We start from the raw sequence: 20,544 nt of genomic DNA, 5'->3' as shown, positions 1-20,544 counted from the left end.
TTGCAGACAAATGCTGGCTCCCTATCGACTCATCTGCCAGATGATATCCCTGCACTGCACCGGCCTCGATATGCGACGATCCTACCGATTCACTCTGTAATACGGCTCCGTCCACCGCATCAGCCTGAAGATGAGAACGGCTGATCGAGCCCAAGGCCAGATCACTTCCTTTTACGCCGCTCTCCGGCAGCAGGCCTTCCCGCTGAAGCTCAGCGGATAAATGCTCTAGCTGCACGGCTTGAGGCTGAATATGGCGTGGTTCAATCGAAGCTTCGGCTATGTGACTTCCAGCCACACTCTCCTCCGCCAGGTGGCCTGATTTCACCAAGCCTGGAGACAAATGCTGGCTCCCTATCGACTCATCTGCCAGATGATATCCCTGCACTGCACCGGCCTCGATATGCGACGGACCTACCGATTTTCCCTGCAGTACAGCCCCGTCCACCGCACCAATCTGCAAATGAGAACGGCTGATCGAGCCCAAGGCCAGATCACTTCCTGCCAACCCTCTTTCCGGAAGCAAACCGTTTCGCTGCAGATCGACGGATAGATGCTTCACCTGGACGGCTTGCGGCTGAATATGGCTGGAATCGACCGCCCCCTCAGCCATATGCTTTGCTTCCACAATCCCATCGGACAAATGGCCGGATTCTACCAAGCCCGGAGACAGGTGGCGGGTCTGAATTGATCCATCGGACAAATGGTGCTCTTGGACGGCATTGGCCTGTAAGTGAGTTGAACTGACGGACTCCTCCTGCAGTACATCCCCATCTACTATACCCGCTTGCAGATGAACCCGATCGATGGCGCCTGCCGCTATATCGCCCTCTGCGATCCCTCTCTCCGGGAGCAGTCCCTCACGCTGCAAATCAGATGACAAATGCTCTGCCTTCACTGCTAACGGACGAATATGGAAGGATTCCACCGCACCCTCAGCGATATGTCCCCCTGCCACACACCCTTCGGTTAAATGATGGGTATGAATTGCTGCTTCCGAAATATGCTGCCCAATAATCGACCCCTCACCTAAATGCTGGCGCTGCACCGCGCGCGGCTGCAATTTGGATGAACCGACGGATTCCCTCTGCAGAGCATCGCTGTCGACCGCTCCTACCTGCAGATGGGTCCGCCCGATTGAACCCGGGGCAATATCACTGCCGGTTACCCCCTGCATCGGCAGCAAGCCATTTTGCTGGAGCTCACCCGATAAATGCTCAAGTTGCACCGCTTGAAGCTGAATATGCCCGGATGCAATCGAAGCAGGAGCGATATGATTTCCGCCCACGCTTCCGGCGGACAAATGCTGCCCCTCTACCGCTTCGTTCGCCAGATGGCCGCCCTTGACGGACTCCTCCGCCAAATGCCCGCTGTGTACAGAGCCTGGCTGCAAATGGAGTGAGCTTACAGCATTCCCTTGCAGTACGACTCCGTCGACAGCCCCTGCCTGCAGGTGAATGCGGCTAATTGCCTCCGGCATAATATCATCCCCGGCAACTCCGCCTTGCGGCAGCAGCCCTCCGAGCTGCAGCTCAGCTGTCAGATGCGCCTTCTGTACCGCCTGCGGACGGATATGCCGCGAATCTATCACAGCTTCGGACACATGCCGTCCATTAATAGATCCCTCGGACAAATGGTGCGATTGAACGATACCATCAGCCAAATGTTCGCTAATGACAGATTCAGGGCTTAAATGATGCCGCTGCACGAGCTTAGTCTGTAAGTGCTGAGAACCGACAGCTCCAGGCTGCAGCACCTCAGCATCGACGGAGCCTGCCTGCAGATGGGATCGGTTGACGGAGCCGTGCTTCAAGTCATCTCCGCTCACGCCATCCTCTGGAAGTAATCCGTCGCGATGTAATTCTGGAGCAATGTGAGCAGCCGTGATAACCTGTGGCCTTAAATGTCGAGAATCCAGCACATCATTGCCAATGTGCCGGCTATCGATGATTCCCTCGGCAATATGGCCAGCCTGAACCGCACCATCTCTGAGCTTAGAGGACGTAACCGCACCATCCTCCAGCACGCGTTCGGATACGGAGCCATCCGATAAATGATGGGATTTCAGTATACCTGAACCCAGATGTTTACCTGTTACAGATTCCGTAGCCAAATGCTCGGACAATACCGCACCTGATGCCAGCAGGTCGCTCTGTATGGCTCCTTTGGCCACATGCCGGGTAAGGATGGATGCCGGAGCAATCTTGGAGGAGACTATGCTGCCTTCCGCCAGCTTGGATACCGTTACTGCCAAATCGTTAATCTTATCGCTCGTGACGCTTTCCGGAGACAATTTCAGCGAAGTAACAGCATGATCCTGCAAATGATGTGAGAACACCGCCCCTTGGCTGATATGCTCTTCCCCGACTGCGCCCGTTTGCAGTTGCTCGCCTCCCACGCTGTCCGCAGATAAATGGGGCGTTTGAATCAAGCCTGGGGCAAGATGATGCGAGTTAACGGACTGGATTCCAATCGCTAGCCCCGTGACTGCCCCAGCAGCTATTTTGCTTCCGGTCACGCTACCCTCCCCCAGCTTCTCCGTAGTCACCGAACCATTCTGGAGCTGGGACGTTGATACAGAATCCTCGGCCAGGTGACGCTCTACGATTTCTCCTTCGCCGATTTTGGCCCCGGTTACGGCTTCTTCGGCAATATGCCATTCATCGATTGCATAAGATGCAATATGCTCTCCTTGCACGGAGTCAGCGGCAATATGCCGCTCCGTAACCGCACGGAAAGCAAGCTGCTCCTGTTTAACTGATCCGGGTGCAAGATGTCTGGTTAGCACAGACTCATCCGCTATTTTCTGCGGCAGGATGCTTTGATCGGCAATTTTGGAGGAGGTTACAGCCTGCTCTACGATTTGCATCGTGCCCACCGATTGGTCTGACAGCTTCGATGATAGTATGCTGCGGTCGGCCAAATGCCTGCCTTTAATTTCTCCGGCCCCAATATGCTCTTCCCCAATACTGTTTTCCCGGATATGGCTGCGGTCGATGGACTCAGGCGAAAGATGCTTAGACTGGATGGCACCTTCCTTGATATGCTGCGGACCAATGATGTTCTCCTCCAAATGATCCGCTCCAATGCTTCGGGATGCCAGTTGATCCTTGCCGATAATTCCCGGCGCAAGATTGCGCACCGTAATCGCATCCTCAGCCAAATGGCGGCTTTCAATGCTGCCATCCTGAATTTTCGAAGCCGAAACAGCGCCGTCTCGCAGCTTCGAGGAGGTCACGGCCTGGTCGGCAAGCTTGGAATTATCAATGATTCCATTGGCCAAATTCACTGTCTGGATGCTTCCGCTCAATATTTTATCCGAGGTTACAGCCTGATCCTGCAGCAAATCCGTAGTTACGATCCAGTCGCTTAAATGACGGCTTTGAATCGAATGATTGGCCAGCTTATCGCCTCCAATAATTCCGTCGGCAAGCTTATCCGAGGTAATGCTTCCATCCTGCAGCTTCTCCCCGCTGATCGAACGATTTCTGATCGACCTTCCCTCAATGGAGCCATCAACCAGGTGATCACCCGTAATCGACTCGGCGGCGATTTTGGAGGAGGTCACCGCACCATCCGCAAGCTTGATGCCTTGTACCGCGTAATCAGCTAACCAGGCAGTGCCAATCGTTCCATGTTTAATCCTCGAAGCGTCAATCGTAAATGGAGCGATTTTCGGACCCGTCACGGCGGAATCCGTCAAATCATTGGTATAAACGATTCCTTCGCTTGCATGCGGCGTTTTCTTCTCTGCCAAATGCGCCTTTAAATCACGCGCAGAAAGCTGCTGCCCCTCCTCTTCCTTTAGATTTTTCTCCTGGGTATTCTCAAGGCTTTCCTCTAACGCCCCAAGCTCGTTCCACTCCGTATCTACGGTCTCTGCTTCCGTGTCCTCTGTAAAAACAATTTCATTCCGCAAAGCATCCTCATGAGAAGATAACGCCGGTTCAGCCATTCGATGAAGCTTTATTTCCTTCTGCCCGGCTCGCCGCTCGCTTCTATCCGCCTCCAGCAGCTTCAGCTCATTGATATCCGAATTATCCACGTAGTAAAGCGATTTTGCTTTTTTCGCTCTACCGGTTCTCGAGGTCTTGTTCTTCTTCAAGCCGTCCTCTCCTTTGCCCAGTAATTAATCGCCTTTGGCATCATATGCGAACGGCTAGGCACTTGTCACAACCCATTACGGGACAGTTCCGCCTTATATGCAGCAAAGAGCCTTAGCAAGATTGCTCTCGCTAAGGCTCTATCATCGTTGCAGGGCTATTGTACTACGATGGAATTCAAAGATGCATACGCTAGCGGCTCAAAACCTTCAGACGCCTCCCCATGTGGAATATCCAGCTCGAACGCATATCCTTGTCCATCAATCTCTTTGACGATATACTGCCGGGTCAGATCATCTCCGGTCGCTACCAGGAACACGGAGGTATCCGGCATGAATCTGTGCATGACCTCGCTATCCACTTCTTCGGCCTTGCCTGTCTTCGACAGCTGCTCCTTGGCTTCCTGCAGCAATTGATCGGTATTGTAATCGGATGGAAGCTTGACAATCCTCGCCTTATAATTGGAATCATGCTTCATGCTCAGCGTATCCGACTGCGGATCGAAGTTGAAAATATCAAACACATACAGCGCATACCCCTGGCCCTCAGCCAGGTTGGCGCTTCGTTTCTCCTTCATCCCCTCCAGCTCGACTTCGAGCTGCTTCGTTGCCGGCAGTCCGTCTGGCGCCTGAGTCTGCTGCGAAGCCTTGGCAAGTTTGGTAAGAACTTTCTGCGTTGCCCCGCCCTCTATAGCCTTCTCTACATATTCGAATTCAACAGCTTCATTCGGCGCGAGCCCCTCAGCGACCGCTAAGATCGAAGCATCCATTTGAAATGCCTCCGCTTCACCGTTAACCTCAATCTCTGCCGAATGATTATCGATCAGACCTACAAACTGACCTGTCCCCCGCTTCGTTTCCTCATTGGCCGCCTCCCCCGGCAGCTTACCTTCATCCTGCACCTGGCCGTTCCCGCTATTCGAATTTGCCGGCGTTTCCGGACGATCCGTCTTGCTGCAGGCCGTCAAAGATAAAGACAATGTAAGCAATACTACTGCAAATAAAGTCATCATTACTCTGCTCTTGTTCATCATGCACCTCCACTTACAATAACGTATCAAGCGACTGAATTGTTGCACTGCACTGCCCTGCTATCCATTACCCCGGCCAGGATATCGTCAATCGCAGCATGTGAATGCTTCCTTGAAACGCCAGATGCCCCCGGCCATTTCGAAGGCCAGGGGCATCTTGTTTGTTAGGATTATTCGTGGTCAGGTGATGTTCTCGCTAAGAACAGACATATCGTAATCGATATGAATGCGATTAATGCCATAAAAGGAATCGTGACAAAGCCCCACCAATTCAAATAATCGACGTTGCAGGGGATGCCTACTCTGCATGGCAATAGCTCAGCTAGTCCGGGAATTTTTTGCTGTGCATAATGATAGGTAGAAATCAATCCCCCAATGATGCTAAGCGGGAGAGTATACCCAATCATCCTTCGGTCGTTGCGAAAAGCCGCCATTCCAAGCAGGATAACGAGCGGATACATAAATATGCGCTGGAACCAGCACAGCTTGCAGGGCTCATAATAAAGCACTTCGCTTAAATACAGACTGCCTGCAGTTGCTACCATCGACACCAGCCAGGCAAGATATATGCCATATTCCCTAAAAAAAGAACGCACCGGTCCTTGGGTCATCCTTATTCACCCTTCAACTCGTTTTCAATGACTTTCTTGATCTCGGCGTAGTCCCCGAAATTACCGGTAAACAGCTTGCCGTTAATGAAAATCGACGGCGTTCCCTGTAGTCTTAGCTGGAGCGCTTTATTCTTATGCTCGTCCACTTCTTTCTGATACGTCTTCTCCTCAATATCCTTGCGCAGCAGATCATAGTCGATGCCGATGTTCTCCTTCTTCGCCAGCTCGACTAGGAAGTCAACCGTCGCCCACTCCTTGGTCTCATCCCCTTGATTTTTGTACAAGGCGTCAAAATAGCTCCAGAACGCTTCATTGCTTTGGTGGTATACCGCCTGCGCGGCTAAAGCAGCCGTATCTGAATCAGTGCCAAGAAACGGATAGTTCATGAAATAGAAGGCCACTTTGCCTTGATCGATGTATTCGCTCTGAATTTGAGGCTTAATCAATTCATTAAAGACGCTGCAGGCCGGGCATTTATAATCTCCGAATTCCACGATTTTAATAGGAGCGTTCGGATCCCCAAGCACCGGAAGGCCCGCATAATTGAACGCATCCGAATTGTCCGACGGCTTCGTCGGAATCAATAATACGATAATGCAGAGCGCCAGCAGCACTCCGACCGTGGAGAACCATATAATTCTTCTTGTCTTCTGTTTCTGCTGCTGCTTCACTTGCTCGCTCTTGCGCTGTGCTAATGCACTAGCCTGCTTCTTTGGTGGCATGCCATCCCCTCTTTCTTTAAATTTGCATAATCACATTATACTGTGTAACCAACCTAGTTACAAAAGAATATTATTCTATCCGTTACAGATGGAATAATAATACATACTATGAATATATTATACTGAATAAATACTAGAAAAGCTTTATTAATATATTTGCCGCTGTATTTTTCTGCACAAAAAAGACGGTCCAATAGACCGTCTCCTTAGAAGACCTGGAAAAAGTCATTCCTTGTCCTCGGCAGCTTCAGCAGCTTCCGGCTCCGCCTCAGAATCGTTGTCCGCTTCATTTCCAGCCTCCGCCACGCGCGGCAGGACGATGGAGGCCAGCAGCTCATCCTCTGCGCCGATCAGGGTTAGCCCTGCAGGCAGCGTGACATCCGCGGCTACCAGCTTGTCACCGGCCCTCAGCGGGGTGACGTCCACCTCGAGCCCCGCCGGCAGCGCGTCCGGCAAGCCTTCAATTTCAAGCTCTGTCGCCTGAATCTGCAGTATGCCGCCAATTTTAGTTCCCTCAGCCGTTCCGTTATAAATCAGCGGCACCTTAACGCGAATGGGCTTATTCTTCGAAACCTTCTGGAAGTCGACATGGAAGACCTTCCCGCTCCTCTGCTGGACTTCCTTGATCAAGACCGGGATGCCCTTCTCCCCGTCGACCCGCAGCTCAAAAAACTCGGTGCGTCCCGTACGGGCTACTTTTGCCAGCTGCTTCTCCTCCACATAAATGGACTGGGCTTCGGTTCCCCCTCCATACACACTTGCGGGAATGTATCCGTTTTTTCTTAACCGGTTAAGTGAAGATCGGGTAAAATCTGTTCTCCTCGAGACATCTAAGTATTGGGCCTGTTGATTCGTACTCGCCGTCATAACATAACACCCTCCTCAATGTATTGCCTTGGCTGGAGCCATATTGTTATTTTACCCAAATCATCGGCAATCCTAACGTTCCCCAAGCAGTGCCGCAAACGCAAAAAAGCCGGCGCGGAATGCGCCGGCAGCAAAGAAACCCAAATCATTTGTTGGAAAAGCTGAATCCTATAAAGCAATACCTTACAGGCTTAAATAGCATAATTACTGATTGATGCCTCTAACCAGCTCCACAACTTCCTCTGCCGTGCTAAGCTGCAGCGCTTTGGCCGCAAGCTCCTGCATCTCGCCCTTGGAGAGCTTGGCGATTTGCGAACGGGCCGGCAGAATCGATGTGGCGCTCATGCTGAACTCATCCAGTCCCAGGCCGAGCAGCAGCGGAATGGCTGTGGAGTCTCCCGCCATTTCGCCGCACATTCCCGCCCAGCGTCCTTCCTTGTGAGCGGCGTCGATCACCATCTTCACCAGGCGCAGAATAGCCGGGTTGTAAGGCTGATACAGGTAGGAGACGCGCTCATTCATCCGGTCGGCAGCCATCGTATATTGAATGAGGTCATTCGTACCGATGCTGAAGAAGTCGACCTCTTTAGCAAATTGATCAGCAAGTACGGCCGTAGCCGGAATTTCCACCATGATTCCGATCTGAATGTCCTCCGATACAGCTACGCCTTCGGAGATCAGCTTATCCTTCTCCTCCAGCAGCAAGGCTTTCGCCTCGCGGAATTCGCCCAGCGTAGCAATCATCGGAAACATGATCCGCAGATTCCCGTATGTGCTGGCCCGCAGCAAAGCGCGCAGCTGTGTCCGGAAAATATCCGTCCGTTCGAGACAGAGGCGTACAGCCCGGAAACCGAGGAATGGATTCATTTCCTTCGGCAGCTCCAGGTACGGCAGCTCCTTATCGCCGCCGATATCCAGCGTCCTTACGACAACCGGCTTGCCTTCCATTTTCTCAAGCACCGTTTTGTACGCATTGAACTGCACTTCCTCCGAAGGAAGCTCCGTACGCCCCATATAGAGGAATTCGGTGCGGTACAGCCCTACGCCCTCACCGCCGTTATCCAGAACGCCCGCAACATCGTTCGGCGTCCCAATATTGGCAGCCAGCTCGACGTGAACCCCGTCGCGGGATACCGTCGGAACCTCGCGCAGCTTCTTCCATTCTTCGATTTGCCGCAAATGTGCATCGCGCTTGGCCGCATACTGCTCCACGACCTCTGGAGACGGATTGGCTATGACCGTGCCATCCAAGCCGTCCACGATAAGCAAATCGCCATTGTTCACCTGGCTCAGCACGTCCTTTGTCCCGACGACTGCCGGAATTTCCAGAGAGCGGGCCATGATTGCCGAGTGCGAGGTACGTCCGCCGATATTCGTCGTGAAGCCCAATACGTATTTCCGGTTGAGCTGGGCGGTATCCGAAGGCGTCAGATCCTCCGCGACGACGATAACCTCCTCGCTGATCTCGGCGGGATTGACGTAGTTCAATCCGAGCAGATGAGTCAGCACGCGCTTGGTAACGTCCTTCATATCGGCCGCGCGCTCGCGGAGATAGTCGCTCTTCATGTTCTCGAACATGGAGATGAACTGCTGCGCGGTCTCGTTCAGGGCATACTCTGCGCTGACTTTTTCCGTATTGATTTTGTCCCGAACAGGCGTTAGCAGCTCAGGGTCATTCAGAATGAGCAGATGAGATTCAAAGATCTCTGCTTTCTTCTCCCCCAGCTCTTGAAGCGTTCGTGCCTTGATCGCCTCAAGCTCCTGCTGCGATTTCGATAAAGCATCATCCAGGCGAGCATTCTCAGCCGCAGGATCCTCAATCTCCCGGAGCTTTACCGTAAAATCAGGATGCTCCAGCTTGAATACCGGAGCAATCGCCACACCTGCCGATGCAGCAATCCCTTTGATGTTAAGCATTTACTTCGCCTAGCCCTTCGTTGACCATCACATCGGTGAGCGCTTGAAGCGCTTCTGCGGCATTGTCTCCTTCAACACTTAACGTAATGAGGTCGCCTTGCTCTAGTCCTAGGGATAGAACACCAAGAATGGACTTCAATGTCACTTTCTTGCCGTTCGCTTCCGCGAATACTTCAGCTCCGCTGAATTTGTTCGCCGTATTTACCAGCGCTGTAGCCGGGCGTGCATGAATACCGTCTTCATCCGTAATTCTGAATACTTTTTCCATAGTTAATGCATCTCACTTTCTGTTGGATTTATTTATATGATCCCCTCATCTCGTGATGAGGGAGTTATACCCCGTTGCTGATTTCACTTTATCGTAATGATGCTGCCTTCCCCTGCCTTCAGCACGCCTGTTTTATTCAGCTGCACGATTGTGCCTTCAGGAAGATTGGAGAAAATAATCGGCGAAATCAAGGATTTTGCATTCTCCTTCACGTATGCGATATCCACTTCCATGATCGGCTGCCCCGCGGCCACCAAATCGCCTTCCGCTACAAGCACTTTAAAGCCCTGTCCCTTCAGCTTTACGGTATTAACCCCGATATGCACCAGAACTTCCTTGCCGCCATCGGACAGAATGCCGACCGCATGCTTGCTGGGGAACACATTGAATACTTTACCATAAACCGGGGAACAAATCGTTCCCTCCTGCGGCAATACCGCAAATCCGTCACCCGTCATTTTTTCGGAGAAGACAGGATCGGGAACCAGCGTAATATCCATCAACTCGCCATTGACCGGCATCACGATATCCTCATCGATAATCGCTTTGCCTTCCTGAGCTGCCTGCTGTTCAGCCTCTGCAGGCTTCTCCGCTTCCGCAGCCGGCGAAATTACCGGGGTCTTACCATCCATTATATCGCCAATTTGAGTCTTGATCGTATCAGATCTTGTGCCAAAGATGGCTTGAATGTTGTTGCCAACTTCCAGAACTCCAGAAGCGCCCAGCGCTTTAAGGCGGTTTTTATCGACATCGGATTTCTCCTTCACCTCTACGCGAAGGCGGGTAATACAGGCATCCAGATGAACGATGTTATCCTGGCCGCCAAGCGCGGCGAGAATGTTATGCGGCAGCTCATCCTGCTTGACCGGACCTTTCTGCTCCGCGCCGGCCTCTTGAGCCGCTTCATCCTCGCGTCCCGGTGTCTTCAGATTGAACTTGCGGATCACGAACCGGAAGCCGAAGTAATAAATCACGGCGAGAATCAGTCCGACGATGATCACGTTCCACCATGGCGTACGTCCGGGAATTACTCCGAAGATCAGGAAATCAATCAATCCGCCGGAGAAGGTCATGCCGATTTTGACGTCCAGCAACTGCATCGTCATGAACGATAAGCCTGCAAATATGCAGTGTACGACGAACAGCAGCGGGGCTACGAACAAGAACGAGAACTCGAGCGGCTCCGTAATCCCCGTCAAAAACGAAGTCAGCGCGGCCGAGCCCATGATCCCGGCCACATATTTCTTATGCTGAGGCTTGGATTCATGATAAATCGCCAATGCTGCAGCTGGCAATCCGAACATCATGAACGGGAATTTCCCTGTCATGAACGTACCGGCGGTAAAATCCACGCCGTCGCGAAGCTGTGCCATGAAAATTTTCTGGTCGCCGCGAATGATTTGCCCTGCATGGTTTACATACTCTCCGAATTCGAACCAGAACGGCGAATAGAAGATGTGATGGAGACCAAACGGAATGAGCCCCCGCTCAATAATCCCGAAAATGAAGGCTGACAGCGTGCGGTTCTGCTCCAGCATAAAGTGGGATACCGCATTTAGCCCCCCCTGGATCGGCGGCCAAATGACAACCATGAGCAGGCCGAGCAGCAAAGACGTTGCAGCGGTCATGATCGGCACAAAGCGTTTGCCTGCAAAAAAGCCAAGATAGGACGGCAGCTCGATTTTAAAGAACCGCTTATACATCGAGGCCGCGAGAATCCCGACAATGATCCCTCCGAAAACACCTGTCCCCAGAGTCGGAATGCCGAGGATACTGGCGTATGCTGGGTCTTCCCCTACCATCGCAGGCGTAATTCCGATAACGGTGCCCATGGTCACGTTCATCACCAGATAGCCTATAATGGCAGCTAGCCCAGCAACCCCGTCTCCACCGGCAAGGCCGACAGCTACCCCGACGGCGAACAACAGCGCCAGATTCGTGAATACGATATCCCCTGCGTTCATCATTACCGTAGCAATAGCGTTCACCGTGGCATTATCCATGGCTGGAACAAGATTTAGGAAATCCGGATTGACCAGCATGCTGCCGATTCCCAGCAGCAATCCGGCTGCCGGCAGCAGCGCTACAGGGAGCATCAATGCCTTACCTACCCGCTGCAGGACGCCAAAAAAGCGTTTAAACATATCCATCCTCCTGTATGGTTTCTCTCTAATTGTCTTAACAACAGCAAAAAGGCATCAGCTAATAAAAGCCACTAATGACTTGCAATCTCCTACGGTTATAATACCCCGCATTATGGAAATGCAATCAAAGTACTTTAATCAACTCATGCCTGATCGAATCAGTTACACATTGTCATATGCTATTGTTGTCTATCGATTTGAGTATAGCAAGAAGGTTGAATCAGTGTCAAGCATTCTACTTGTGGTGGACCGTAAGACGGTGCAAATGCATGGTCAAATAGCTGATTTCAGCCTGATATACCGGCTTTCTCAGCCTTTGCTCCATCACCTTCGTCAACTTTCCGGCCAGCTTGTACAGTTCCGGGTATTCCTGACTTAGCAGCGATTCTAATTTTTCGACGACGGCAACCTTCTCCCCGCGGCGAACCCGTTCGATAGCGAATCTTAAATGGGTCAGCAGGCGGGAGTAATCCAGCGAATGGCGCAAAATTCTCATCTTCAGCTCTTCCTCCACCATATTGACAAGATCCGCGATCAGCCGCGTATGCTCCCGGACCTCGCTGACATGCCGGTTCGTCATGGCGCTGTTGATATGAAGGGCGACGAAGCCGATCTCGTCCTGGCCCAAATCCACACCTAATCTGTCATGAATCAAATCGATGGCATACTCGGCCAAATCATATTCCTGCGGATAAATCTCCTTCGTCTCAAACAGAAAAGGATTATGGATAGCCATATCCTGCTCTGCTCGCTTGATGGCAAACGCAAGGTGGTCCGTTAACGCGATGTGAATATGCTCATTCAGCTCCGTATTCGTCCTCTGGGATATATACGTAATGATTTCCCCAATCACTTCGATCAATTGTTCATCGACCTGGGGAACGAGCTGCTTGTACTGCTCCTGCTCCCGCTGATCCTTCAGAATGAACATCTTCTCCACCGCATCCAGCGGAATCGAGTCGCCCTGCCTGCGGTTGAAGCCGATGCCCTTGCCGATGACGACGACCTCGCCATGCTCGGGATGATTCGCGATAATTACGTTGTTATTCAGCGCCTTGGCTATATGCAGCCTGCTCACAGTTGCACCTCACTTGCCTACAATTGTACATAATTCCTAGCCTACGAATAATAAATTTTATCATAGTATGGCCTAATATAAAAGCGTCCCGCCTTTCGGCGAGACGCTATGCAGATTTAACTTACAGTGCATGCTGGAGCCACTGCTCTCCATAATCAAGCATATCCTTGGTATGGAATCAGGAATTCTGCTCCGAGGAAGCGGCGCTCTCCTGAACGACAGGCGCGTTGGCAGAGCCTCCTGTCAGTGAAGAAGCAGGTGCGGCTGATGCACTGGATGAACCCGCGGCTGCCGGTGCCTTGGCAGAAGCTGCCGGCAGAGCCTTGCCCTGCGTCAGGCCCTTGATCAGCCGGTCCAGCTCGATGCCGGATACGCTCTTGAGCATTTCCGGCGCGGTAGCCATAAGCTCGGTAACATAGTTGCTTACCCGGGCTGCGCCCTCTCCTTTGCCGGTGTCGACGACGGTCAGCTTATCGATGGACGAAATCGGACCGGCGATTTTCTCGGCAAGCTCAGGCAGCATTTTCACAACGATATCCAGAATCGCGGCCTCGCCGAACTTCTGGAATGCCTCAGCCAGCTTCTCCTTCGCCTCGGCTTCGGCAAGCCCTCGCAGCCGGATAATCTCTGCGTCGGCCGTCCCTTTTGCCCGTTCGGCATCGGCAATAGCCAGACCTTCGAGGCGCTTCTGCTCTGCGGAAGCCTTGGCTTGCGTCTCGATGGAGTACTGCAGCGCGTCGGCCTCCCGCATTCTGCGCGCCTTCTCAGCTTCCGCCGCCTGCTCTACCGCATAGCGGTCAGCGTCGGCCTTCTTCTTGACCTCGGCGTCATACTGCTTCTGCCGAACCATAATCTCTTTATCCTGCAGATCGATCTCCCGCTCCTTGCGCACGAGCTCGACCTTCATCTGCTCCTCGACCATCGTCTGCTTCGCACGGGCCTCCTGGATATGGTAGGCCTGGTCCGCCTCGGCCTTCGCTGTATCCTGCTCCTTCTTGAAGGATGCGATCTTCAGCTCCTTCTCCTTGGTCGCTTCGGCAATATTCGTGTCGCGCAGCAGTTCCGCCTTCTGCCCGGATTCCTCGGCCGCAGCCTTCTGAATCCGCGCATCGCGAACCGCTTCAGCTTCTGCGATCTCGGCATCCCGCTTAACCGCGGCGATGCGCGGCTTACCGAGCGCCTCCAAATAACCGTGCTTGTCGCGGACGTCCTTGATCGTGAAGGAGACGATCTGCAGCCCCATCTTCTTCAGGTCTCTCGCGGCGACGCCCTGTACCTCCTGGGCGAATTTGTCCCGGTTGCGGTAGACCTCCTCAACGGTCATCGATCCGAGAATCGAACGAAGATGTCCCTCCAGCACTTCCTGGGCTTCTCCTTTAAGCGATTCGATAGGCTTGCCCATGAACTGCTCGGCGGCCGTGGCCACGTCCTCTACGGTACTGCCCACCTTGATGATCGCAACCCCGTCAGCGGATACCGGCACGCCTTGCTCGGTATATACCTCCGGCGTCATGACGTCCAGCTTGTGGGACAGCAAAGACATGAACTCCGCCTTCTGAAAAATCGGCCAGATAAATGCCCCGCCCCCGCGGACGATTTTGATTTTGCGGCCCGTATCGTCCACAGAAATATTTTTATTGCCGAGGAAAGAACCTGTAACGATCATCGCCTCGTCCGGGCTTACCGTCCGATATCTGGCCCAGAAAGCCAGGCCGAGAACAACGATAACAGCCACAATGATCAGTGGAATCAACAAAAAATCAGGAATCCCCTCAAAAAACATCACACCATCTCCCTTTCCTGTCCATTCTCGTAAAGCCTTGATACCTGCACTACGCCGTCCTTGTAATCAATGACGACAACCAGCGTGCCCGCTGGAATTTCCGTATTGTCCCAGCTTGATGCAATATGTAGCGTGTTGCCTGCCACAAAATTGACCATGATCTCCCCGAATCCCGACGCCGGGATCGGCACGGTCACTTCACCCAGCTTGCCCGGAAGTTCAGCTGCCGAGAAGCCTGTCGAGTTCTCGCTGTTCTCCATCGGCTTCACATAGGCAAAATAAATGACCACCGACATCAATAAAGCAATCAGGACAGACAATACGACGACAGCTGCCGGACCAAGCGCAGTATAGCGGACCAGCAGAATGCCGGTTCCCCCGTACGTAGTAACTGCGGAAGCCAGAATAATCGGCTTTAAGAAGTCGACGGAGAATATGTCGAATATCCCGTCCAGCCAGCTGCCAACGATATCTCCCAAAATGACGCTAAGCAGAGCGAATACGGCCCCGCCGAGCAAACAGCTCCAGAACATGGCCTCCACCTGCAGCCCCTCCTTTCTGGATGTGTATATATTTAGTAATACGTAACAGGAAGTGGTTTCGTTTCGTTCGTTTGGCAATTAAGCAAGCAAATCCGCCGCCTATGCGCGAACCGCGCGCAGCTCCCAGCGCGCGGTGCTTCACTGCATGACGGCGGTCGGTCGACCACATGCGGCCTACGTATCTTATGCCGATCGAAGGGGAAAGCCCTGAAAGCGCAAAAAAAGCCGGGCAGGGAAACAGAGGTCTCCTTGCTCGGCAAATATTCATGTCAGACTTCGACAAATTCTAATGTTCTAAGCCGCGGCCGCCTCCAAATAAGACAGGCTCGCACGTTACAGGGAACGGCGGTAAATGGCCAGAACGTCCTCTTTATCCAGCTTCGCAAAATTTCCGAACGGTCCGAAGCGCATCGCCTTGTCAGCCATCAGCTCCAGCTTGCTGTCATCGATGCCGTAATCCGCAAGCCGGCTCGGAGCGCCGATCGATGCCCAGAACGCGCGGAGCGCTGCGATTCCCTCCTCGGCCGTCTGCTGATCGCTCTTGCCATGCGGATCGACTCCGAACACCTTCACTGCCAGCCGTTTGAAGCGGGGTACGTCATGGTGCAGGTTATGACTCATCCAGTTCGGAAACAGGATAGCGAGGCCGCCCCCGTGTGGAATATCATATACGGCAGACACGGCATGCTCGATGTTGTGGGTTGCCCAATCGCCGGATAGCCCCATATTCAGCACTCCATTCAGTGCCATGGTGCCGCACAGCAGAATGGTCTCCCGGTGGTCGAAGCTCTCCAGATCCTCGATCAGCTTGGGCGCGGTCTCCATGACTGTGCGAAGCAGCGCCTCGCAGAATTCATCCTGCAGCAGCGTGTTGGCTTCCTTATGAAAATAATGCTCAAACACATGTGACATCATATCGACAATACCGTAAACCGTCTGATCCTTTGGCAAAGTAAACGTGTTCTCTGGATCAAGAATCGAGAAGGCCGGGTATACGAGCGGGCTGCCCCAGCCCAGCTTCTCATCGGTCGCATCGTTTGTTATGACCGAGCTGCCGTTCATCTCCGAACCGGTAGCCGCCATCGTCAGCACGGTACCGAGCGGAAGAGCCGCCTTAGGAATGGCCTTGCGCTCGGCAAAGTCCCACATATCTCCGTCGTATTTAGCTCCCGCAGCAATCGCCTTGGCACAATCCAGCACGCTGCCTCCGCCTACCGCGAGAATCAGCTCGATCTCCTTCGCCTTGCACAAATCGACGCCGCGGTGAACGGTCGACAAGCGAGGATTCGGCTCGACGCCGGCCAGCTCAGTCACCTCTGCACCGATTTCCTTAAGCTGGGCATTAACCTGATCATAGAGTCCATTCCGCTTAATACTGCCTCCGCCGTAGACGAGAAGCACCCTTTTTCCATATTTGGGAACCTCCGTCTTCAGTGCCGCTACCTGCCCTTTGCCGAAAATAAGCCTGGTCGGGTTATGAAATTGAAAAGAGTTCATGCAGCATGCCTCCCTGATTCTTTTATCCCTTAAAATATGTACTGCACTTTAAATTATACTCCCCGCGCTATAACGAAACAATCCGCTTCCGTTGCGGCCGGCTGGAGATTGCCATGCAGCCTGTACTATTCTCTGAGAGCTTCCCTACACATCATAAGCCGGAGGGCAGGCGGTTCATGCATCCTGATAAAAAGACAGGGCTCTCCCAAAAGGCATCATAAATGACAGAGGGGCGGCGCCCCTTTATTTTAGAAAGCTATCCGTTTCTGCGGAATCAATTTCTCCTTGCCGGAATCCCATTTCTTTGGCTCATCCTAATATTAGCTAACGAGCTTTGAACTCAAACATAAACTGCCGAACTAGAACATAAGCTGTCGAACTCATAAATTGAACTCGAACATATGTTGTCGAACTCAAACGTACCTATCAAACTCGGACATCAGCTATCGAACTCAATTATAAACTGCGGAACTCAAACACAAGCTGTCGAACTCAATCATAAGATGTCGAACTCAATCATAAGCTGCGGAACTCGAACACAAGCTGTCGAACTCAATCATAAGCTGCGGAACTCGAACACTAAATGGAATTCATGTATCTAATTGATGCTCTAAATGAGTAGTTCAATAGATTTGATGGATTTCATGCATTTAAAATCAAGAATCCCGCCCATGATGGACAGTCTCCTTTCTTTTAACGATATGAAATCCATTTAAATCTGCTTTCCTTTCTTTGATGCAGAAACTAACTACTATAAATCCATTTAGACTAGAAAATCCAGTTTCATGCTCATTAGAACGAGAAACCCGCGATTCATGCTCGGCGTAAAAAGGGGATGGAGAGCTTGCTTAATCACATCAAGGGCAATCGGAGGTGAAGACGTGTTTGGCCACATCTAAGCAATCGGCGGAGGTAAAGGCCGCTTGGTTACATCTAAGCAATCGGCGGAGGTAAAGGCATGCTTGGTTACATCTAAGGCAATCGGAGGTGTAAATGGAATTCATGTATCTAATGATGCTCTAAACGAATAGTTCAATAGATTAGATGGATTTCATGCATTTAAAATCAAGAATTCCGCCCATGATGGACTGTTTCCCTTCTTCTAACGACATGAAATCCATTTAAATCTGCTTTCCTTTCTTTGACGCAGAAAACTAACTACTATAATTCCATTTAGACTAAGAAATCCACGATTCATGCTCACTGGAACGAGAAACTCGCAATTCATGCTTGGCGTAAAAGAGAGGTAGAGCGTATTGGTCACATCATGAGCAGCGGGAGGCCGAAACCGTATTGGTCACATCATGAGCGGCCGGAGGCCAAGAACGTGTGGTCACATCATGGGCAACCGGTCGTAAAGTTGAATCGCGGAACAGCCCCGTCTTGTCTTGCCAATATTTTATTTACTCCTGATAGCCCGCGGAGCTGACGAATCTGCGGAAGGCATCACGGCCCGCAGGCGTAGCCTTGAACACGCCGGCATGCTCCAGGATCGCGGAGAATTTCAGCCCGACCTCGTTTCGGAGCAGCGCCTCGGCTGCTTCCAGACTTAGGCCGTGTCCATGCGCGGCAGCCAGCTCCCGAATCCATTCGGCATGAACGGCAAGCGCAGGCTCCCGGCCGGCGAGAACCTCTTCGTACAGAGCTTTGTTTCCGCTCAAGATCTCGGCGATGCGGGCAAGCTCCTCCTTCAGCCGTCCAGGAAGAATCGCCAGCCCCATCACTTCGATCAGGCCGATATTCTCCTTCTTGATATGGTGCATTTCGCGATGCGGATGGAATATCCCCTCGGGGTGCTGATCATTCGTCCGGTTGTTGCGCAACACGATGTCCATCTCATAGCTGCCGTCAGCGCCCCGGCGAACGATCGGCGTAACCGTGTTATGCGGGACGAACTGCCCGTTCTCTTCGGTGAAGGCCAGCACCTCGGCTTCCGGGTCGCTATAGTTTTTCCATTTCTCGTACAAATCATCGGCAGCGTCGAGCAGCACGTCAGGCTGATGGCTGTTCAGGCGCAGCACGGTCATCGGCCATTTCACGATGGAGACCGTGACTCCCTCGAACGCTTCATGCCTGAACGTCGCCTCGGCCGGCGCCTTCTCCAGCGGGAACGTATGCCTGCCCCCCTGGAAATGGTCATGGGTCAGAATCGAACCGCCGACGATCGGCAAATCCGCGTTCGAGCCGATGAAATAATGAGGGAATTCCGCTGTGAAATCCAGCAGGCGCTTGAAGGTATCCCGCGTCAGCTTCATCGGCACATGATCGCGATGGAATACAATGCAATGCTCGTTGTAGTATACATAAGGTGAATACTGGAACAACCACGGCTCATCGTTCAGCTCAAGCGGAATGACCCGCAAATTCTGCCTTGCCGGATGATTGACCCGCCCGGCATAGCCTACGTTCTCCCGGCAAAGCTGGCATTTGGGGTAGACCGGAGGAGGCAGCAGCTTCGCCATCGCAATCTCCTTCGGGCTCTTCTCCGGCTTCGATAAGTTGATCGTGATCTCCATCTCGCCGTAAGGCGTCGCCTGGTTCCAGTAAATATTATTCGCGACCCGGTCCATACGGATATAATTGCTGTCCACGGCTAGGCTGTAGAAATCCCGGGTCGCCGCCTCGATCCCTCTCTCCTGGAGAGTCTTCCTGAACGCAGCGATCGTCTCTGACGGACGGGGCATCAGCTGCCCCATAATTCTAGCGTCGAGCAAATCACGGTACGTGTCGGAATCATCCGGAATGAGGCCGATCGCATGGCCGTAATCAATCAGAACGTCCAGCGGCCCCCGAAGCTCTCCCGTGAAGGGCTCCGCCGCTTCCGCTGTCCAAGGCTCATCCATTCCGAACAGCTCCAGCAGGCGGTTGCGCGTATAATCAAGGTCCAATTCCTCGAACAACCGGTGCTCAAGCCCATATTGCAGCAACTGCTCTATTGCTAGCTGCGCCTCTTGTACAGTTCTCTCATTAGCTGCCACATCCAGCCCCTCCTTACTTGAAATCGTCATAGCCGCCCGGATGCGCGCTGTGCCAAGCCCATGCGCTGCGGATGATATTGTCCAGGCTGCTCCGCGTCGGCTGCCATTTCAGAATAGATCTTGCCTTGTCCGAAGAAGCGATCAGCACGCCAGGGTCCCCGGCACGACGCGGACTCACGACGACCTCGAAATCACGGCCGGTCACTTCACGTACCTGTTCAATGACTTCCTTGACCGAGAAGCCTTGTCCGTTCCCGAGATTGAAAATGTTGCTCTCTCCGCCAGCAATCAGATGCTCTACCGCCAGCAAATGGGCATCCGCCAGATCGCTGACATGGATATAGTCGCGAATGCACGTGCCGTCCGGCGTATTATAATCATCGCCGAAAACGGAGATCGAAGGCCGCTGCCCAAGCGCAGTTTGCAGGATCAGCGGAATAAGATGGCTCTCCGGTCTGTGGTCTTCCCCGATTCGTCCGCTCTCGTGCGCGCCCGCGGCGTTGAAATAACGAAGGGATACGTACTTGATGCCCAGCACCTTATCGAACCAGTCGATCATTCGCTCCATCATCAGCTTTGTCTCTCCGTATACATTCGTCGGGCGAGTCGGATCGCTTTCCTCGATCGGCACCTTTTCGGGTTCTCCATAAGTAGCCGCTGTGGAAGAAAATACGATGCGCCGCACATTCGCCGCATCCATCGCCTCAAGCAGGCAGAGCGTGCCGTACACGTTATTGTCATAATATTTCACCGGCTTCTGCATGCTCTCTCCAACCAGCGAGTTGGCCGCAAAATGAATGACCGCTTCGATCTCATTCTCGGCGAATAGCTTAGCCAGCAGCTCCTTGTCGCGCAAGTCCCCTTCATACAGCTTGCCGCCCAGAAGCGCTTCGCGGTGTCCCGACTGCAGGTTGTCGAGAATGACGACCTCCTTTCCGCGATCCAGCAATTCCGCCACCGTGTGCGATCCAATATAACCTGCTCCGCCAGTAACCAAAATAGCCATC

At 52.7% G+C, this 20,544-nt stretch carries 13 protein-coding genes and 1 pseudogene; all 14 read right to left on the bottom strand.

Going from position 1 to position 20,544, the window contains the following annotated elements; all coding sequences use genetic code 11:
• Nucleotides 1-4,102 (bottom strand): annotated as a pseudogene (locus BN2762_RS00970) (hypothetical protein); the annotation flags it as partial.
• 155 nt (nucleotides 4,103-4,257) lie between these two features.
• Nucleotides 4,258-5,130: a hypothetical protein gene (locus tag BN2762_RS00965; RefSeq protein WP_055105194.1), complete on the bottom strand. Its 873-nt coding sequence runs from the start codon at nucleotides 5,128-5,130 to the stop codon at nucleotides 4,258-4,260.
• A 170-nt stretch (nucleotides 5,131-5,300) separates the two neighbouring features.
• Nucleotides 5,301-5,741 (bottom strand): disulfide oxidoreductase, encoded by a 441-nt coding sequence (locus BN2762_RS00960; RefSeq protein ID WP_055105193.1) that lies wholly within the window; start codon nucleotides 5,739-5,741, stop codon nucleotides 5,301-5,303.
• A gap of 2 nt (nucleotides 5,742-5,743) precedes the next feature.
• A complete protein-coding gene (locus tag BN2762_RS00955; protein ID WP_055105192.1) occupies nucleotides 5,744-6,463 on the bottom strand; it encodes a DsbA family protein in 720 nt (239 codons plus the stop codon).
• 225 nt (nucleotides 6,464-6,688) lie between these two features.
• Entirely contained in the window at nucleotides 6,689-7,330 is a 642-nt protein-coding gene (locus BN2762_RS00950) for a 50S ribosomal protein L25 (protein WP_055105191.1), read from the bottom strand.
• Between the two features lie 204 nt (nucleotides 7,331-7,534).
• Complete coding sequence (ptsP, locus tag BN2762_RS00945; protein WP_055105190.1) at nucleotides 7,535-9,247, bottom strand: phosphoenolpyruvate--protein phosphotransferase; 1,713 nt, start codon at nucleotides 9,245-9,247, stop codon at nucleotides 7,535-7,537.
• Nucleotides 9,240-9,515, bottom strand: coding sequence for an HPr family phosphocarrier protein (locus tag BN2762_RS00940; protein ID WP_055105189.1), 276 nt, complete (start codon nucleotides 9,513-9,515; stop codon nucleotides 9,240-9,242). The genes ptsP and BN2762_RS00940 overlap by 8 nt, the downstream gene beginning before the upstream one ends.
• 83 nt (nucleotides 9,516-9,598) lie before the next feature.
• Entirely contained in the window at nucleotides 9,599-11,659 is a 2,061-nt protein-coding gene (gene ptsG / locus BN2762_RS00935) for a glucose-specific PTS transporter subunit IIBC (RefSeq protein ID WP_055105188.1), read from the bottom strand.
• Nucleotides 11,660-11,894: 235 nt separating this feature from the next.
• The gene (gene glcT / locus BN2762_RS00930; protein WP_055105187.1) at nucleotides 11,895-12,737 is read right to left on the bottom strand and encodes a glucose PTS transporter transcription antiterminator GlcT; all 843 of its coding nucleotides are present in this window, start codon (nucleotides 12,735-12,737) and stop codon (nucleotides 11,895-11,897) included.
• A 178-nt stretch (nucleotides 12,738-12,915) separates the two neighbouring features.
• Nucleotides 12,916-14,520, bottom strand: a complete 1,605-nt coding sequence (locus BN2762_RS00925; protein WP_055105186.1) for a flotillin family protein — start codon at nucleotides 14,518-14,520, stop codon at nucleotides 12,916-12,918.
• Complete coding sequence (locus tag BN2762_RS00920; RefSeq protein ID WP_083484725.1) at nucleotides 14,520-15,062, bottom strand: NfeD family membrane protein; 543 nt, start codon at nucleotides 15,060-15,062, stop codon at nucleotides 14,520-14,522. Before BN2762_RS00920 ends, BN2762_RS00925 begins: the two co-directional genes overlap by 1 nt.
• A gap of 333 nt (nucleotides 15,063-15,395) precedes the next feature.
• A complete protein-coding gene (locus BN2762_RS00915) occupies nucleotides 15,396-16,559 on the bottom strand; it encodes an iron-containing alcohol dehydrogenase (protein WP_055105185.1) in 1,164 nt (387 codons plus the stop codon).
• A gap of 1,403 nt (nucleotides 16,560-17,962) precedes the next feature.
• Nucleotides 17,963-19,567 (bottom strand): UDP-glucose--hexose-1-phosphate uridylyltransferase, encoded by a 1,605-nt coding sequence (locus BN2762_RS00910; protein ID WP_055105184.1) that lies wholly within the window; start codon nucleotides 19,565-19,567, stop codon nucleotides 17,963-17,965.
• Nucleotides 19,551-20,543, bottom strand: coding sequence for a UDP-glucose 4-epimerase GalE (gene galE, locus BN2762_RS00905; protein ID WP_055105183.1), 993 nt, complete (start codon nucleotides 20,541-20,543; stop codon nucleotides 19,551-19,553). Before galE ends, BN2762_RS00910 begins: the two co-directional genes overlap by 17 nt.
• Nucleotide 20,544 lies beyond the last annotated feature (1 nt).

The organism is Paenibacillus ihumii, assembly GCF_001403875.1.
GTDB classification, from domain to species: domain Bacteria; phylum Bacillota; class Bacilli; order Paenibacillales; family Paenibacillaceae; genus Fontibacillus; species Fontibacillus ihumii.
The sequence above is the reverse complement of the archived record's forward strand: the minus strand, read 5'-3'. Positions and strand labels throughout refer to the sequence as shown.

What these genes read in the sequence shown, in the direction of transcription:
- BN2762_RS00965 (WP_055105194.1), bottom strand. Translation starts at nt 5,130, where the DNA reads ATGAACAAGAGCAGAGTAATGATGACTTTATTTGCAGTAGTATTGCTT.
- BN2762_RS00960 (WP_055105193.1), bottom strand. Translation starts at nt 5,741, where the DNA reads ATGACCCAAGGACCGGTGCGTTCTTTTTTTAGGGAATATGGCATATAT.
- BN2762_RS00955 (WP_055105192.1), bottom strand. Translation starts at nt 6,463, where the DNA reads ATGCCACCAAAGAAGCAGGCTAGTGCATTAGCACAGCGCAAGAGCGAG.
- BN2762_RS00950 (WP_055105191.1), bottom strand. Translation starts at nt 7,330, where the DNA reads ATGACGGCGAGTACGAATCAACAGGCCCAATACTTAGATGTCTCGAGG.
- ptsP (WP_055105190.1), bottom strand. Translation starts at nt 9,247, where the DNA reads ATGCTTAACATCAAAGGGATTGCTGCATCGGCAGGTGTGGCGATTGCT.
- BN2762_RS00940 (WP_055105189.1), bottom strand. Translation starts at nt 9,515, where the DNA reads ATGGAAAAAGTATTCAGAATTACGGATGAAGACGGTATTCATGCACGC.
- ptsG (WP_055105188.1), bottom strand. Translation starts at nt 11,659, where the DNA reads ATGTTTAAACGCTTTTTTGGCGTCCTGCAGCGGGTAGGTAAGGCATTG.
- BN2762_RS00925 (WP_055105186.1), bottom strand. Translation starts at nt 14,520, where the DNA reads ATGTTTTTTGAGGGGATTCCTGATTTTTTGTTGATTCCACTGATCATT.
- BN2762_RS00915 (WP_055105185.1), bottom strand. Translation starts at nt 16,559, where the DNA reads ATGAACTCTTTTCAATTTCATAACCCGACCAGGCTTATTTTCGGCAAA.
- BN2762_RS00910 (WP_055105184.1), bottom strand. Translation starts at nt 19,567, where the DNA reads ATGACGATTTCAAGTAAGGAGGGGCTGGATGTGGCAGCTAATGAGAGA.
- galE (WP_055105183.1), bottom strand. Translation starts at nt 20,543, where the DNA reads ATGGCTATTTTGGTTACTGGCGGAGCAGGTTATATTGGATCGCACACG.